The 15,182-nt window shown below is 42.4% G+C and carries 14 protein-coding genes and 1 pseudogene; 11 read left to right on the top strand and 4 right to left on the bottom strand.

Features of this window, described 5'->3' with window-relative positions; translation table 11 throughout:
• Positions 1 to 34: 34 nt before the first annotated feature.
• The 9 genes from ACRQ5D_RS28845 to ACRQ5D_RS28885 are packed head-to-tail and all read left to right on the top strand — an operon-like array spanning position 35 to position 8,714.
• The gene (locus tag ACRQ5D_RS28845; RefSeq protein WP_431198566.1) at positions 35 to 1,072 is read left to right on the top strand and encodes a hypothetical protein; all 1,038 of its coding nucleotides are present in this window, start codon (positions 35 to 37) and stop codon (positions 1,070 to 1,072) included.
• Between the two features lie 35 nt (positions 1,073 to 1,107).
• On the top strand, positions 1,108 to 1,935 hold the full coding sequence (locus tag ACRQ5D_RS28850) for a glycosyltransferase family protein (RefSeq protein ID WP_256337318.1): 828 nt from the start codon (positions 1,108 to 1,110) through the stop codon (positions 1,933 to 1,935).
• A gap of 7 nt (positions 1,936 to 1,942) precedes the next feature.
• Positions 1,943 to 2,809, top strand: coding sequence for a transketolase (locus ACRQ5D_RS28855; RefSeq protein ID WP_091162568.1), 867 nt, complete (start codon positions 1,943 to 1,945; stop codon positions 2,807 to 2,809).
• Between the two features lies 1 nt (position 2,810).
• The gene (locus ACRQ5D_RS28860; RefSeq protein ID WP_091162567.1) at positions 2,811 to 3,749 is read left to right on the top strand and encodes a transketolase family protein; all 939 of its coding nucleotides are present in this window, start codon (positions 2,811 to 2,813) and stop codon (positions 3,747 to 3,749) included.
• 11 nt (positions 3,750 to 3,760) lie between these two features.
• A complete protein-coding gene (locus tag ACRQ5D_RS28865; protein WP_091162566.1) occupies positions 3,761 to 5,101 on the top strand; it encodes an aminotransferase class III-fold pyridoxal phosphate-dependent enzyme in 1,341 nt (446 codons plus the stop codon).
• Between the two features lie 3 nt (positions 5,102 to 5,104).
• Entirely contained in the window at positions 5,105 to 5,908 is an 804-nt protein-coding gene (locus ACRQ5D_RS28870) for an SDR family oxidoreductase (RefSeq protein ID WP_091162565.1), read from the top strand.
• Between the two features lie 15 nt (positions 5,909 to 5,923).
• Positions 5,924 to 7,363 (top strand): N-acetylneuraminate synthase family protein, encoded by a 1,440-nt coding sequence (locus ACRQ5D_RS28875; RefSeq protein ID WP_091162564.1) that lies wholly within the window; start codon positions 5,924 to 5,926, stop codon positions 7,361 to 7,363.
• Positions 7,364 to 7,369: 6 nt separating this feature from the next.
• On the top strand, positions 7,370 to 8,329 hold the full coding sequence (locus tag ACRQ5D_RS28880; protein ID WP_091162563.1) for a sterol desaturase family protein: 960 nt from the start codon (positions 7,370 to 7,372) through the stop codon (positions 8,327 to 8,329).
• A gap of 7 nt (positions 8,330 to 8,336) precedes the next feature.
• Positions 8,337 to 8,714, top strand: a complete 378-nt coding sequence (locus tag ACRQ5D_RS28885; protein WP_208645530.1) for a DMT family transporter — start codon at positions 8,337 to 8,339, stop codon at positions 8,712 to 8,714.
• On the opposite strand, the gene ACRQ5D_RS28890 is transcribed toward ACRQ5D_RS28885, so the two are convergent.
• Positions 8,693 to 9,643: a hypothetical protein gene (locus ACRQ5D_RS28890; protein ID WP_432327420.1), complete on the bottom strand. Its 951-nt coding sequence runs from the start codon at positions 9,641 to 9,643 to the stop codon at positions 8,693 to 8,695. The genes ACRQ5D_RS28885 and ACRQ5D_RS28890 overlap by 22 nt on opposite strands.
• Before the next feature lie 182 nt (positions 9,644 to 9,825).
• Here ACRQ5D_RS28890 and ACRQ5D_RS28895 point away from each other — a divergent pair, with 182 nt between their 5' ends.
• Together ACRQ5D_RS28895 and ACRQ5D_RS28900 are read left to right on the top strand one after the other, a co-directional pair.
• On the top strand, positions 9,826 to 10,254 hold the full coding sequence (locus ACRQ5D_RS28895; RefSeq protein ID WP_091162560.1) for a PepSY-like domain-containing protein: 429 nt from the start codon (positions 9,826 to 9,828) through the stop codon (positions 10,252 to 10,254).
• Positions 10,255 to 10,564: 310 nt separating this feature from the next.
• Positions 10,565 to 13,039: a DUF5686 family protein gene (locus ACRQ5D_RS28900; protein WP_431200891.1), complete on the top strand. Its 2,475-nt coding sequence runs from the start codon at positions 10,565 to 10,567 to the stop codon at positions 13,037 to 13,039.
• 21 nt (positions 13,040 to 13,060) lie between these two features.
• Here the strand turns inward: ACRQ5D_RS28900 and ACRQ5D_RS28905 are convergent, their stop codons facing one another.
• From ACRQ5D_RS28905 to ACRQ5D_RS28915, 3 genes and pseudogenes are all read right to left on the bottom strand, one after another.
• Complete coding sequence (locus ACRQ5D_RS28905; RefSeq protein ID WP_432327422.1) at positions 13,061 to 13,630, bottom strand: outer membrane beta-barrel protein; 570 nt, start codon at positions 13,628 to 13,630, stop codon at positions 13,061 to 13,063.
• A 52-nt stretch (positions 13,631 to 13,682) separates the two neighbouring features.
• A pseudogene (locus ACRQ5D_RS28910) lies at positions 13,683 to 14,494 on the bottom strand (sterol desaturase family protein).
• 106 nt (positions 14,495 to 14,600) lie between these two features.
• Positions 14,601 to 15,155 (bottom strand): histidine phosphatase family protein, encoded by a 555-nt coding sequence (locus ACRQ5D_RS28915; RefSeq protein ID WP_091162556.1) that lies wholly within the window; start codon positions 15,153 to 15,155, stop codon positions 14,601 to 14,603.
• Positions 15,156 to 15,182 lie beyond the last annotated feature (27 nt).

Here is a 15,182-nt window from a genome sequence, read left to right on the forward strand (position 1 = left end):
AATTTCGGGAATTAAAGCTAATTGAAATAAAAGGATGAAGAAAATATTATTCATTACCGGTTCAATTAACCAAACCACTCAAATGCACCAGATAGCTAATGAGCTGCCTGAGTTTGACTGCTGGTTTAGCCAGTTGTTTACTGATAATACTACCTTAAATACTATTATTAATAAGACCGCCCTGCTTAGTGGCACTGTACTCTCTACCAAATTCAGGCTTATTTCTGAAGAGTACCTTCAAAAACATGCTTTACAAATTGATTTCAGGGCACAAAAAAACAAATATGACCTTGTTGTATTCTGTACCGATTTGATTGTGCCCCCGCGCATGCGTAATATTAAAACCATTTGGGTGCAGGAAGGTATGATTGATCGTTACACTCCGTGGAGCAGTGTTGTTAAAGCCCTAAAGCTACCCCCCACGCTTTGCGGCAACACCTCGTTAAACGGTTCGTCAAACATATGTGATGTCTATTGTGCCGCATCAGAAGGTTACAAACAGTACTTTACAGGTAAAGGTACCAGCGAACGCAAAATTGTGGTAACAGGCATGCCAAACTATGATAACCTGGTTCAGCACGTTAATAATGATTTTCCGCACCATAACTATGTAATGGTGGCCACCACAGATATGCGCGAAACCTTTCGTATTGAAAACAGGATTGCCTTTATTAAAAAAGCGGTAAAAATTGCAGACGGCCGCCCATTACTTTTTAAGCTTCATCCGAATGAGAATGTCGAGCGTGCGGAAAAAGAAATCTACGCCAATACGCCGGCCGGTACATTGGTATACAGCAAAGGCAATACTAACCACATGATAGCTAATTGTTGTGAGCTTATAACCCAATACTCAACCGTAGTTTATACTGGTATTGCCTTAGGTAAAAAAGTTCATTCGCTTTTTGATGTTAATGAGCTTAAAAGGCTTGCACCGATACAAAATGATGGCGTATCGGCAAGAAATATCGCTGCCATTTGCCGCGGTTTTTTAAACCACGATGGCGATAAAAAAGCTTTGACCCGCACGCGGCTATGGATAAATACCAGGTTAATAAGCCAGAGACGCAATTAACCGAAGAACTAATAGCTAACTGGTAATCATTTACCGTGAAACAGAAAATATTAATTGTAGTACAGGCCCGCATGGCTTCGAGCCGTTTACCGGGTAAGGTAATGCTGCCTATATTGGGTAAAAGCCTGCTGGCAAGGATGATTGAGCGGCTTAAAATGATCAGTCACGAGGCTGAAGTGATCATCGCCACATCCGAAACGCCGGCTGATGATATCATCATCAATGAAGCTATCAACATAAGTGTCCCTTATTATCGCGGCAGTCTGAATAACCTGCTCGACAGGCATTACCAGGCAGCGAAATTGCGTAATGCAGATATTGTATTAAAGATCCCCTCTGATTGCCCGCTCATTGATCCGCGTATTGTGGACCATGTACTGGATTACTTTTTTGCCAACCAAAACAGCTTTGATTTTGTAAGCAATCTGCACCCGGCTACATATCCCGATGGCAACGATGTGGAGATCATGACCATGGATTGCCTCACCAAAGCTTGGGAACAAGCAAGCCGGGAGCTGGAACTGGAGCATACCACTCCTTATATATGGGAAAATCCTCAATTATTCAGGCTTGGTAACGTAACCTGGCCTGCCGATTTGGATTATTCCATGTCGCACCGGTTTACGATTGACTATGCAGAAGACTATTATTTTATAGAACGGGTATTCCGCGAATTATATGCAGATAACAATAATTTCTCGTGCGATGATATCCTTAACCTGCTAACTCAAAAACCCGAGATCTATAATATCAATGCACAATATGCCGGGGTAAACTGGTACAGGCACCATGTAGATGAGCTAAAAACCATTACATCTGCCCAAACCAAACAGGCACCCACAAAAAACTTACAGGAATTATAACAAGCGAATGATAACAGTGGAGAACAACAATTACCAGGAATTAACAGGCACCGCTCTGAAGGTACGGGAGCACATCATCCGCATGTCTACCGATGGCGGGTGTTTTACAGGTGCATCGCTATCGGCGGTGGACCTTATTGTTTATTTATATAGCCGCTTTTTAAACATTAAAAAGGATAATCTTGATGATCCAAACCGCGATTACCTTTTTCTGTCAAAAGGCCACGATGTACCCGCCCTGTACGGCACCTTTGCCGAGCTGGGTTTATTGGAAAAAGAACGTTTAAAAAACCACCTGCTACTTAATGATCATATTTACTGGCACCCCAACACCAAAATCCCGGGTATTGAATTTCACTCAGGTTCTTTAGGTCATTTGCCTTCGGTAGCTATTGGCGTTGCTATGGATTTGAAAATCAGCGGCGGCACAAACAAAGTTGTTTGCATTTTGGGCGATGGCGAGTTGAACGAAGGCACCTGCTGGGAAGCCATGCTGGTAGCCAACGCTTATAAACTGGATAACCTGCTATTCGTGGTTGACCGCAACCACTTCCAGGCCAATATGCGTACGGAAGACCTGATTCCGCTGGAGCCGCTTGCCGATAAGTTTGAAGCCTTTGGCGCAGCCGTTAAAAGAATAAACGGACACAGTTTTGCCGAGCTTGACGAAGCTTTCGGCGCGTTCCCTTTCCATGACGGGAAACTGAATGTAATTATTGCCGATACCCTACGCGGCAAAGGCCTGCCAAGCATACAGGAACGCGCCGACAGGTGGTTTTGTAATTTCAATGCAGACGAGATTCAGCAACTTTTATTAGAGCTGCACGGCGAACATCAAACAACATTAACATCAGAAACTTTAGTGGTGCGATAAGATGAGTTACGAAGAACTTTTAACCCAAACAGCCCTTGCCAACGAGCAGGTGATTGTAATGACCGCCGAAAACCGCGCGCTGGTACGTAACCTGCCCGGTATATTAGGCAAACGTTTTATTGATACCGGTATTACCGAGCAAACCATGATTGGTGCGGCGGCCGGCTTAGCCTTACGTGGCCGCACGCCTGTTGTACATGCCCTTGCCGCTTTTTTAACCATGCGGGCTTTTGAGTTTGTACGCACCGATGTTGGAATCGCCAATTTGCCGGTTAAACTAAGCTCATTCATACCTGGTTTTTTATCAGACGGTAACGGCCCTACCCACCAGGCTATTGAAGATATCTCTATCATGCGTGGTATCCCCAACGTAACCGTTTTTGCCCCTGCCGATGAAGACGACCTGGTAAAAATGCTGCCACAGATATGGGAAAGCAAAAACCCTGCCTATACCCGAATTAATACCCGCAAAACCGCCTATGTGCACGAGCCTTTTACCATAGGCAAAGCCGAAGTGATAGCTGAGGGCAGCGATGTAACCATTTTAACCTACGGCTTATTATTTGAGCAGGCACTGATCGCAGTTGAAATACTGAAAAGCGAAGGCCTTTCTGTTGGTTTGATCAACATGCGCAGCCTTAAACCTGTTGATGAGCAGGCTATATTAAAAGCATCGGCACAAAGCAAACTGGTAGTTACGCTTGAAGACCATTTTTTAACCGGTGGTCTTTACACCATTGTGGCCGAGGTTTTATTAAAACATCGCACAACCGCCAATGTACTGCCTATGGCATTGAACGAAAAATGGTTCAGGCCAACTTTACTTCCTTCGGTATTGGAGCATGAAGGCTTTACAGGTAAACAAATTGCCGAGAAAATACTGGGGTATCAAACAACACACAACCAACCACAAATTTTAACACCTGAATTTTCAGAATAAAAATATTGATCATGGCTAATAAAATTGAGCTAAACAACGATTATCCGAACATCACCGAATCGGATAAATTATATGAACGCGCTTTAAAAGTTCAGAAACCGGTTACCCAAACCCTGGCTAAAGGCCCGGGGCAGTTTACCAAAGGTGTAGCGCCAAAATACCTTGTAAGAGGTAAAGGATCGCACGTATGGGATGTTGATGGTAACGAATACATCGACTTAAATTCGGCTATCGGCCCAATCTCTTTGGGTTACGCCTACCCTGCTGTTGACGAGGCTATCCGTCAGCAATTAAACGACGGTATTACCTTTTCATTGATGCACCCTTTAGAGGTTGAACTTTCTGAGCTGGTGCAGCAGGTTGTGCCTAATGCCGAAGCTGTAAAGATCTCTAAAACGGGTGCAGATGTTTGTTCGGCTGCTATCCGCGTAGCACGTGCATTTACCGGCAGGGATAAAGTATTTTGCTGTGGCTACCATGGCTGGCATGATTGGTATATCGGCATAACCAGCCGTAACTCAGGCGTTCCTGAAGCTATCCAGGATTTAACTTACACTTTTGAATATAATGACATTGAATCAGTAAAAGCCGCTTTAGATGAAACTGTTGCTGCGCTGATACTGGAGCCTTTCATTTTTGAGGCACCAAAACCGGGCTACCTGCAGGAACTTGCCGAGGTTTGTAAAGCAAACGGCACCCTGCTCATTTTTGATGAAATGTGGACAGGATTCCGTGTAGCCGTTGGTGGCGCGCAGGAATATTTCAATGTTAAAGCCGATCTGGCTGTGTTTTCAAAAGCATGTGCCAACGGTATGCCTATTGCTTTATTAACCGGTCGTGCTGATGTGATGGAGCTTTTCAACTCCGAAGTATTTAGCTATACCACATTTGGTGGCGAAGCTTTATCATTAGCAGCATGTATTGCTACCATCAATGAACTCCGTGATAAAAAGGTACCACAATACCTTGATGAGCACGGTGCTTTATTAAAAGATGGTTACAACAGCCTTGCCATTGAGTTAGGCATTGATAAATACACCCGTTGTGTAGGCTTTAACTGCCGCAGCATGGTAACTTTTACTCCCGATGCCGGCAACGGACTGGAAGTAAAAACCTTTATGCAGCAGGAAATGATAAAACGCGGTGTGCTTTGGGCCGGCTTCCACAACATGTGCTATAGCCACACTACCGAGGATATCGATTATATCCTTGCGGCTTACCGTGATGTGTTACCGTTGTTAAAGGCGGCTATCGAAAGCGGTAATATCAAAGATCAACTAAAAGGCGAAGTGTTAGAGGCAGTTTTCCGCAAGGTAAGCAATTACAACATTAAACCTAAAAGCATAGCCTAAATCATGGATCTGTTTTCATTAAAAGGGAAAACCGCCGTAGTAACGGGTGCTTTAGGCCTCATTGGCCGTAAACATTGCGAAGCTCTTGCAGCAGCTGGCGCAAACGTAATAGTTGCTGACATTAATGCCGAAGAAACCAAAGCATTTGCGGCGCAGCTTGGCGACAACCACTTAGGTTTGGGCGTAGATGTTACCAGCAAGGATTCATTGATTGACGCACTCAACGCAACGCTTGATAAATATGATGCTGTTGATATACTGGTAAACAACGCCGCCATTAACGATAAATTTGAGAACCCGGCCATGGCCAAGGAGCTATCAGCGTTTGAAAACTATCCGTTAGAGGCTTTCCAGCAATCGCTTAATGTAAATATTACCGGTGTATTTTTATGCTCGCAGGTATTTGGTACACAAATGGCCCTGCACCGTAGCGGCAGTATAATCAACATAGCTTCGACCTATGGTATGGTTGGGCCCGATCAAAGTATCTACCGCGATTCAAGAGGCCAGCAAACTTTTTACAAGTCGGCAGCTTACCCGGTAACCAAGGGCGCTATTATCAATTTCACCCGTTTTTTGGCCGCCTATTGGGGGCATACCGGCGTGAGGGTAAATACCCTTTCGCCTGGTGGTGTTGAGGCCGGCCAAACGGAAGATTTTATCGGCAATTATTCGGCAAAAACTTTACTGGGCCGCATGGCCAAAGCGTCAGACTATCAGGGCGCACTTATATTCCTGGCCAGCGAAGCATCGGCATATATGACCGGCGCAAACCTGGTTGTTGACGGAGGATGGACAGCTATTTAATTTAAACTTACTATTATGAACGAGATTTTGAAACAAAAAGCGGCTGGCATTAAACTATTGCTAACCGACAATGATGGGGTTTTAACAGATGCCGGAGTATACTACAATCACGATGGCGAGCTTTTAAAAAAATTTAGCATGCGCGATGGTATGGGGGTTGAACGCCTTCGCAAATTTGCTGACGTAAATACAGGTATCATTACCGGCGAAAACTCGCCTTCATTAATTAAAAGGGCTGAGAAATTACATATCACCGAACTTCATTTAGGTATAAAAGACAAAGCCACCGTTTTCAAAGAAATCTGCATCCGCTTAAATGTGCAACCAAATGAAGTTGCTTTTATAGGCGACGATTACAACGACCTGGAAATAATGAAGCTGGCCGGCCTTACCGCCTCTCCTGCCGATGCCTTACCGCATGTTAAAGCACAGGTAGATTTTGTAAGTTCATTAAACGGTGGTCATGGTTGTTTCCGTGAGTTTGCCGAGCTGATCATCGAAGCCAAAAGCGACAAATATTTAGCAGGTACCAGGAACGGCAGCATTACTTTGCAAAATGGCCGGGTAATTGGCAAAGGACAGCCAAGTTATATCATTGCCGAAATTGGCATTAACCACAACGGCTCGCTCGAAATTTGCAAAAAGTTAATTGACGAAGCTGTAGCTGCCAAAGCCGACGCCGTTAAATTTCAAAAACGCACACCTGAAATTTGTGTGCCGCGCGATCAATGGGAAATCATGCGTGATACCCCATGGGGCCGTATCACTTATATCGACTACAAACGTAAAACCGAATTTGGCATAGCCGAATATGCAACCATCGACCAATATTGCAAAAAAGTGGGTATCGACTGGTTTGTATCTGCATGGGACGCACCGTCTGTTGATTTTATGGAGCAGTTTGATACCATCCTTTATAAATTAGCATCGGCATCGTTAACAGATTTCGCTTTGATCCAGCGCATCCTGGAAACCGGCAAACCGTTAATGCTCTCAACCGGTATGTCGACAATGAAAGAGATCGAAACAACTATGGACTATATCAATGCTTTTGATGAAAACTATCCGTTGTTTATCGCTCATTCAACTTCGGCTTATCCATGCCCTCCGCAGGAGCTTAACCTTAAAATGATCCAAACGCTGGAAAACAAATATCCGGGCATCCCTATCGGTTATTCGGGCCACGAAACAGGTTTGGCAACTACAGTAGGTGCAGTAGCAATGGGCGCAACCTTTGTTGAACGCCACTTTACACTTGATCGTGCTATGTGGGGATCTGACCACGCTGCTTCTGTTGAGCCTCAGGGCTTACAACGTTTGGTACGCGATATCAGGGACGTTGAAACTGCAGCCGGTGACGGCGAAAAACGCGTTTATGAATCAGAACTTGCGCCGATGAAACGTTTAAGGGTAAACATCAGCGACGAATACAAAGAAAAACCAAGCGTTAAATAATATATAATGTCTCCGGAAAAATTAACTACCATAATTACATCCATTATCCTTTTTTGCTGGATAGGATTCATCATTGCCTGGGAACGAATATCGCCTTACAGAAAAGGCCTTAAATTTTTCAGGGAAGGATTTTGGATTGATTTGGTATGGTATACGCTGATACAAAGCTACTTTTTAAAGATTATCATTTTCGATTATATCATTACGCCCCTAAAAGCGCATTTTGATCTATCGCATTTTCAATTTGTAAGCAGCTGGCCGGTGATGTTACAGGTATTATTCTTCCTGTTTACACATGACCTTTATATTTACCTGTTTCATCGCTTTCAGCATTCCAATAAATTTTTCTGGCGCATTCATGAGGCGCACCACTCAGGCAAGGAGGTTGACTTTTTGGCCGGTTCACGTTCGCACATCATGGAGATCATCATCAACCAAACTATTGAGTTTGCACCTATCATTTTGTTAGGTGCAGACCCAATAGTTATACCGATAAAAGCCATGTTAGATGCCATGTTTGGCATGTTTATACACGGCAATATCAAGGTAAATATGGGCAAGCTTAAGTATATTATTAACTCGCCCGAACTGCATTTATGGCACCATGCCAATTACCAGGAAGTTTTTCATGCCAACTTTGCAACCAAGTTCTCTTTTTGGGATTACCTGTTCGGTACCGCATATAACCCAGGTCACGCACCCGGCAACAAACCCGAAAACTGGGGACTTTATTATGATTACCCTAAAGATTACTTTTTACAGCATGCCTTCAGCGTAAAGCGCTTTGATGAAAAAACACTGCTCAAATACCGCTGGTTTAATCGGTATTACCACCTGCGACCACGGTTTATGAATTGGATGAAAACTTTACTTCCTGCTAAAATAAACAATGCGCATCAATTGGATACTGAGCAACAACCCGTTACCTTAGTATCCGAACAAAAAAACGTACTACAACAAAACTAATAACATATTGGCCTGGCTATATATTTTAATCGCAGCCGCATTTGAAGCGGCTTGGACATTCTCGCTAAAATTCATGAAATTCAGCGATCTGAAGGCACTCCGTCTTAATTCTGTTTTAAGTCTGCAACATGGCCTGCCAGTATGGTTACCCTTTGTAGGTTATATCGTTTTTGGTATAGGTAATATCTACTTCTTTTCGCTGGCAATAAAACTGGTGCCAACAGCCGTAGCATATGCTGTATGGACGGCCGTAACCCTTATCCTGATCAAATTAGTAGAGGTTTCGTTTTTAAATCAGCGCCTCTCCTACATGGAAATATTTTTCATGTTGCTGATCATGACGGGCGTTTTAGGTTTGAAATTTTATGGACCGGAAATAAAATAAGAATAGACATTATCTGCCCAAAGCCTCCTTTTTAGTTTAGCCTTCAAAGTATCAAACCGTACCCAGTAAAGGCAACAATCCTTTTCACCGGTGCCCTTGGTATAAATCAGGTATTTACCGTCGGGGGTAACATATTCGCCCCAACGGTGGGCATCTCCATCATTAATCAGCGGACCGAGGTTTAACGGCGCTGTCCAGCTATGATGATCAGGCTTACGAAAAGTGATCCCGAGCTCACACTCGTAATCCGGCTTCTCCTTATAGCTGATGATCATATATGACTCATCGGGCGCTACATAGAAATCACCGTCGAATGCCGGTGTATTGATAACCGGTCCTAAGCTTTTGATAACTATATCTGTTTTGAATATGGTGAGCTTGCAAAAATCGTAAGTGCTGTAATCTTTCACACTTCCCGCGTTGGCGTTGCTGCCAGCATAAAAAGTTCCGCTGTTGGTTGGCATAAAATTGTAAAGGCCATAATCTTTTTTTAGGAAGACTACAGGATCTGTCCAACCGGCTTTATTACGATGTGATATCCAAACGTAGGAATGTTTACCATCACCTTTACCTGCAAAGTACATGCTCCTGCCATCAACAGAAAAAGTTGGTGTGCTATAATCATAGTTAAGTACAAAAGGGCCTTGCCACCCATTACGCTCATATTTAAAATAACGGATCTTATTGCCTTTTGCATTAAACCAATGCATAGAGTTGCCGTAATAAAACTCCTTACCATCTGCCGAAAAGGCCGACCGCCCCATGGCTATACCACTATCGGGCACCAACATTTGTTTCGCAAAAACACGGGGAGTATCGTTAGGCGGACTTTGCCCAAGATAAGCGTTTTTGCTATTGAAAAAATTGCTTTGAGCGCTTACACCGCTATAAAAGCAGCACAACACAAGCAGGAAAGTTAAAATTCTCATGGTAAAATGGTTAAGTGTATATTATTGGATTCACTATCTGCAAAACAAAGTTAGCGGTGGCAATTACAAACACCGGTTCAAACCCATTCAAGTTTGTTTCAATTAAAATCAAGCTGTTTTGCATGTACCATATTCCTCCAGATTGCTCCCTTACATTAGTGTAAATCAAAATAAGAGCACTTATGAAAAAGACCATTTTATTATCCGCTACTGCCTGCCTGTTCAGTATCGGAATTGCTGCAAAAGCAGCCAACGCATTAGATGTTCCGGCAGCTGTGAAACAAAGCCTCGCCAAAAAATACCCTAATGCAACCAAAGTTACCTGGGAAAAAGAAAAAGGAAATTATGAAGCCAATTGGGGAGGCAAATCGGGCGAGGATACCTCAGTGACTTTTACCCCGAAAGGTGAGTTTGTAGAAGAAGTAGACGCCATACCGGTTAATCAATTGCCTCCTGCCGTTTTTGATTACATTAAAACCAACTACAAGGGTGCAAAAGTTAAGGAAGCCGGGCGTGTGACCGATGCTGCAGGCAAAAAGATGTTTGAGGCGGAGATCAAAGGGAAAGACCTTTTATTTGATGAAAAGGGGAAATTTTTGAAAGTTGATTAATTATTCAACGTCATATTCCTGTTAATCTTAAAATAATACATTCTTCAGAGACAATTCAAATTTAATTTGTACGTTTAGGAAAATTGAAGGCATATTCCGGGCTCAAACCCGGAATATGAATAAAACTGAACCCTTTTTGTATTTTTAATCTACCACAATTTGTTATCTTCTTTTGAGATTTCTTCCCAAACGTCAAACTCAATAAGACGCCTATCTCCTTATATTTCAACTTTATTACTCTTTTTGGTATTGCTTCCGATATGCGGCTTAGCACAGCAACCTGATAGCGTAAAAAACTTCAACGCCATTAATCACAACTGTCCGCGGGCAGGTGGTAGATGACGCATCCGGGCAACCGCTACCGGGTATTAATGTTAAACTTGTAGGCGGCAGGTACGGAACCATTGCCGACCCGGATGGAAAATTTGAGTTAAACGCTCCCGGAACTTTTACGCATGTGTCCTTTTCGTACATCGGTTATCAAACTATTATCAAAGTAATTAAACCCGGACAGGTTAATGTGCTTCATATAAGATTGCATGGCAGCCAAACCCAATTGAAAGAAGTTACTGTAGTTTCGGGCAAGAAACAACGGTACCGCAATAAAGGGAACCCGGCAGTTGAGCTCATTCAGCAGGTTATTGACCATAAAAAGCAAAACCGGATGGAAAGCGCCGATTATTTGCAATATGACCAGTATGAGCGGATCAATCTATCATTTATTGATGTTCCTGCCAAAATGATGAACAGCCGTTATTTTAAAATGTACCAGTTTATGCTTGATACAGTGAAAAATAACGGGCAAACCCAGGTGCTGCTCCCCACCTATCTCAGCGAAAAACAATATCAAAATTACTACCGCAAAGAGCCATCTAAATCTATCCGGATCCTTAAGGCGCAAAAAGAGGCTAATATTCTTAAATTTATTGATACTGCCGGTTTGGATGTATACATGAACCGTCTTTACGGTAATATCATTGATATTTATGATAACAACGTTTTTATCATAACCAACCAGTTCCTTAGCCCCATTGCCGATCACTCGCCAAATTATTACAAATTCTTTATTACGGATACCATACAAACAGCTAAAGAAAAACTGATTGAACTAAGCTTCACACCACGCACCAAAGGCGACCTGCTTTTTGAAGGTAAGCTGCTTGTAAGTATGACAGGCAACTATGCTGTACGGGGCTGTGAGCTTAATGTAAACAAGCAAATCAATATCAATTTCATGAGGGCACTCAAGATCACACTTGATTTTGAGCAGAATCCTAACGGCAAATATTTTTTAAGCAAAAGCGATGTTAAAGCCGACTTCGGGATCTTAAAAAACAAAGGCCTCGGACTAATGGGTGAGCGAACGGTAATTTTTTCTAACTACATAGCTGACAAACCACTTCCTGCCGCATTTTATGATGGCAAAGAATTGCAGGTAGCTCCTGATGCCGACAAACCGGATACCTCATACTGGGCACATCAACGGCCTGATACGCTGTCTGATCATCAGGCAAAAATGTACCCCCGAATTGCCAGATTAGAAAAAATGCCGCAATTTAAAAGGGCAACCTGGTTCGCGGCCACTTTTACCGGAGGTTATGCTAAGGCCGGGCCAGTGATGATTGGCCCTATTGGTACAATTTACTCACGTGATAGCCAGGAGGGCTCCCGCTTTCAGCTTGGCGGGCGTACCAACACCGATTTAAGCAAATCAATTTATTTTGAAGGTTTTGGTGCTTATGGCACGCGCGACAAAACATTCAAGTACAATATTGCTACCTTTTACTCATTTAATAAAACACCATTTTATCGCTACCCTAATGACTACATTAAGGCAAGCTATTTATATGATGTTGATGTACCGGGAAGGGACCTTTCAACCATTAACCAGCAGGCAGCCCTTTCATCATTCTCAACAGGAAAAACAATATACTGGCTTTACAGTAAGGTTGCTAAAATTGAATATGTAAAGGATTTTGAAAACCATTTTTCGTTTGATCTTGCATTCAGAAACTGGAACCAACGCCCTGCCGCATCATTGGCATTTCAATACAACAACGAGGCTAATACATTGGTTCATGACCTCACCACCAGCGAGCTGAACCTTGCTTTCAGGTATGCACCGCACGAACAAATTTTACAAGGATCGGTTTATCGCCATACCGTTTACAGCAAGTACCCTATCATGAACCTGCAGATCAACCACGGGTTTAAAGGATTATTCAACGGCTCTTATGATTTTACGAGTGTTAAAGCGAGTATTTTCAAGCGTTTTTACCTGTCTCAGCTTGGCTTTACTGATATCACATTGCTTGGAAATTATTTAGTTGGGAAAGTACCTTTCCCGCTCCTGAGCATCGCCCCGGCAAACCAATCACTTGCTTATGATGAGGATGCGTATAACCAACAAACCTACCTCGAATTTGTAAGCGACCATTACGCGGGCATCAACTTAACCCATAGTTTCAGCGGTTTTTTACTGAACAAGTTCCCATTGATAAGGCACCTGAAATGGAGAGAATATCTATCGGCCAAAATACTGTTCGGCGGCTTGCGTAACGAAAATAATCCGCTTTATTCACCTAATTTGTTCCGGTTCCCTACGGGTGGCAATGGAGCAAATGGCACTTACGCCTTAGGCACTAAACCCTATATAGAAGCCGGTGTAGGTATAGGTAATATCTTCAAATTTTTGCGAATAGATGGGATCAAAAGGTTTAACTACCTTGACCACCCGGGCGCCGCAAAATATGGTGTTAAATTTAGTTTCGCTCCGGACTTTTAAGCAAAACCTTTTTATATAGCATTAAAATAGCGTGGTGGTAAACCCGATGCTATAACTTACATAATCAGGGTTTAAAATATATGGTGATTTGGCCTTATACAAATGATAATAGGCCGGTTCAAATACAAGGGCAAAATGTGGTACAATGTAATATTCCACCCCTGCAGATATCTTTACCGCCGGATGTTTAGTGCTCACACTGCTTACGGTAATACCGTTTGAGTTAACAGATGTATTATTATACCCAGAGCTATTATAACCTGACTGCAACAACGCATATATCCCCAACCTGTTTAATTTTCGGCGGTAACCTACGCCCAAAAGGAAAAAACTGGCAGATAGCTTTCCCTCTGTTACGTTAGTTGGAACTTCGCCGGCTTTACTTTTATATTTGTTATTTAGGGCGTCGTAGTTAAAGCGGAAAAAGACAGTATTCATATAAGCAGGGCGGTACTCAACAGCGGTATTCAAAACAGATCCCCGTTTCATACTTACCTGCTCATCTCCTGAGGGTATATTTATACCTACTCCACCAGGAAAATAAAGCCTCGACGTAAATTTTTCGGTTTGGGCATTAACATGCAATGTCATTAGCAACAGCCCCGGCAACAATAAAAAAGAAGCTTTACAAACCCTCATTCGGTTAAGCACGTTTTGAAACAAATGGAATCTGTAAAACTTTAATAAAACTCCTGCATACGTTTTTATCAGGATAGGTATCTATCCCAAATACAGTATCATCCGGCTTTAATTTCCCGTAAGTTCCAAATATCCTGTCCCATACTGATAATACATCTCCATAATTACAATCAGTATAAGGCAATTGATAATGGTGATGGACATGGTGTATATTGGGCGTTACAAAAATCAACCCTAACCACTTATCCATACCATCTGACAAACGGAATTGCGTGTGTGATGTGATATTTGAAACGGTTTGAATTGTTTGTCTTAACAAAAGCAGTTCAAACGATGCTCCCGTTATTCCAATCCATAACATTAAAAAACACATTCTTAAAAAGTTTCTCCTGGATGTTCCCTTACAGTTGTTGAAACATCAAGCTTTTGATCAGTATGGTGTACAAGATGAAATTTCCATAGTACTTTGACCTTATGCATAATAACGTGGTACAGGTATTCGCAAAAGTCAAGTATGATAAACCCTATTAAGTATTTCACTAATATACTTTGGTGCCAGGGCAACAGGTTTAACAAACCTAAATGATTTCGGCTTATCCAGGTTGCCTCAAGCAATACAAACATGGTCATGAAGAGCTGCACCGGCAACGCTGTTACAATAAATAACATATTTGTAAAGGTGTGCCTCCATTTTTTGCGGACAGGTATTGACAATATTAAACCTTCTGCAAGCCAGAGTGAAGTTATCAATCCTCCGAAAATCAATATTTGGACTGACGATGGGTGGGTAATGAAAAAAGATCTGTTAAATTCCATGCAAAGCCTTTATCATCAATATTACAGGAACATTCTGTAGTAATTATGAGCAAAGCCATTTAAACAAAATCAGCCCCGGCTTTGCAACCGGGGCTGATTCATTAAATTAAAAATTACAATCTTTTCCGGGATCGATATTTTCTTTATCACGCACCAGGCTGGCTATCCCATTTTTAAAGGTCACAACCCAGATGCTGTCATAATCATCATCAGGCCATTTCAGGTTATCCTGTTTTACGCCCAATGAGCGCACAATTGGAGATATCCCACCGTGCTCCCATACCACAAGTATTACACCGCTACGGCTTTTTAAATCGGCAGCTAAACCTAACGAGTCTTTCTCAGTACGGGTGGTATTAATCGTTAAATTGAATTTAGCGGCAAGCGGCACAATGGTTTGAAACATTCTGGAGTGTTTGGTCGCCTCCCCCAACCCCAGGGCCGGAACAAATATATTGGCAGGAACACCAAATTTAGTCGTTAATACAGCAGGCAGCTTTAATGACCTGTTTATCCCCTGACAATTCAGATTATCACCTTTAACGGGCTTTTCGGCATGACGGATAAATACAATCTTTAAATCGGCTGATTGGGCATTGACTGACAATGCAGTTAACGATGAGATAATTGATAAACTAAAAATGCAAATAAGCTTTTTCATTTCTTGAGCGTATAAAAAAAGATAGCC

It is taken from the genome of Mucilaginibacter sp. P25, from assembly GCF_050859465.1.
Classification (GTDB): domain Bacteria; phylum Bacteroidota; class Bacteroidia; order Sphingobacteriales; family Sphingobacteriaceae; genus Mucilaginibacter; species Mucilaginibacter gossypii.

Bases quoted from the DNA above. Each gene is read 5' to 3' on its own strand.
- ACRQ5D_RS28845 (WP_431198566.1), top strand. From the start codon at position 35: ATGAAGAAAATATTATTCATTACCGGTTCAATTAACCAAACCACTCAA.
- ACRQ5D_RS28855 (WP_091162568.1), top strand. From the start codon at position 1,943: ATGATAACAGTGGAGAACAACAATTACCAGGAATTAACAGGCACCGCT.
- ACRQ5D_RS28870 (WP_091162565.1), top strand. From the start codon at position 5,105: ATGGATCTGTTTTCATTAAAAGGGAAAACCGCCGTAGTAACGGGTGCT.
- ACRQ5D_RS28905 (WP_432327422.1), bottom strand. From the start codon at position 13,630: ATGACATTGCATGTTAATGCCCAAACCGAAAAATTTACGTCGAGGCTT.
- ACRQ5D_RS28915 (WP_091162556.1), bottom strand. From the start codon at position 15,155: ATGAAAAAGCTTATTTGCATTTTTAGTTTATCAATTATCTCATCGTTA.
- ACRQ5D_RS28890 (WP_432327420.1), bottom strand. From the start codon at position 9,643: ATGAGAATTTTAACTTTCCTGCTTGTGTTGTGCTGCTTTTATAGCGGT.
- ACRQ5D_RS28865 (WP_091162566.1), top strand. From the start codon at position 3,761: ATGGCTAATAAAATTGAGCTAAACAACGATTATCCGAACATCACCGAA.
- ACRQ5D_RS28860 (WP_091162567.1), top strand. From the start codon at position 2,811: ATGAGTTACGAAGAACTTTTAACCCAAACAGCCCTTGCCAACGAGCAG.
- ACRQ5D_RS28880 (WP_091162563.1), top strand. From the start codon at position 7,370: ATGTCTCCGGAAAAATTAACTACCATAATTACATCCATTATCCTTTTT.
- ACRQ5D_RS28875 (WP_091162564.1), top strand. From the start codon at position 5,924: ATGAACGAGATTTTGAAACAAAAAGCGGCTGGCATTAAACTATTGCTA.
- ACRQ5D_RS28895 (WP_091162560.1), top strand. From the start codon at position 9,826: ATGAAAAAGACCATTTTATTATCCGCTACTGCCTGCCTGTTCAGTATC.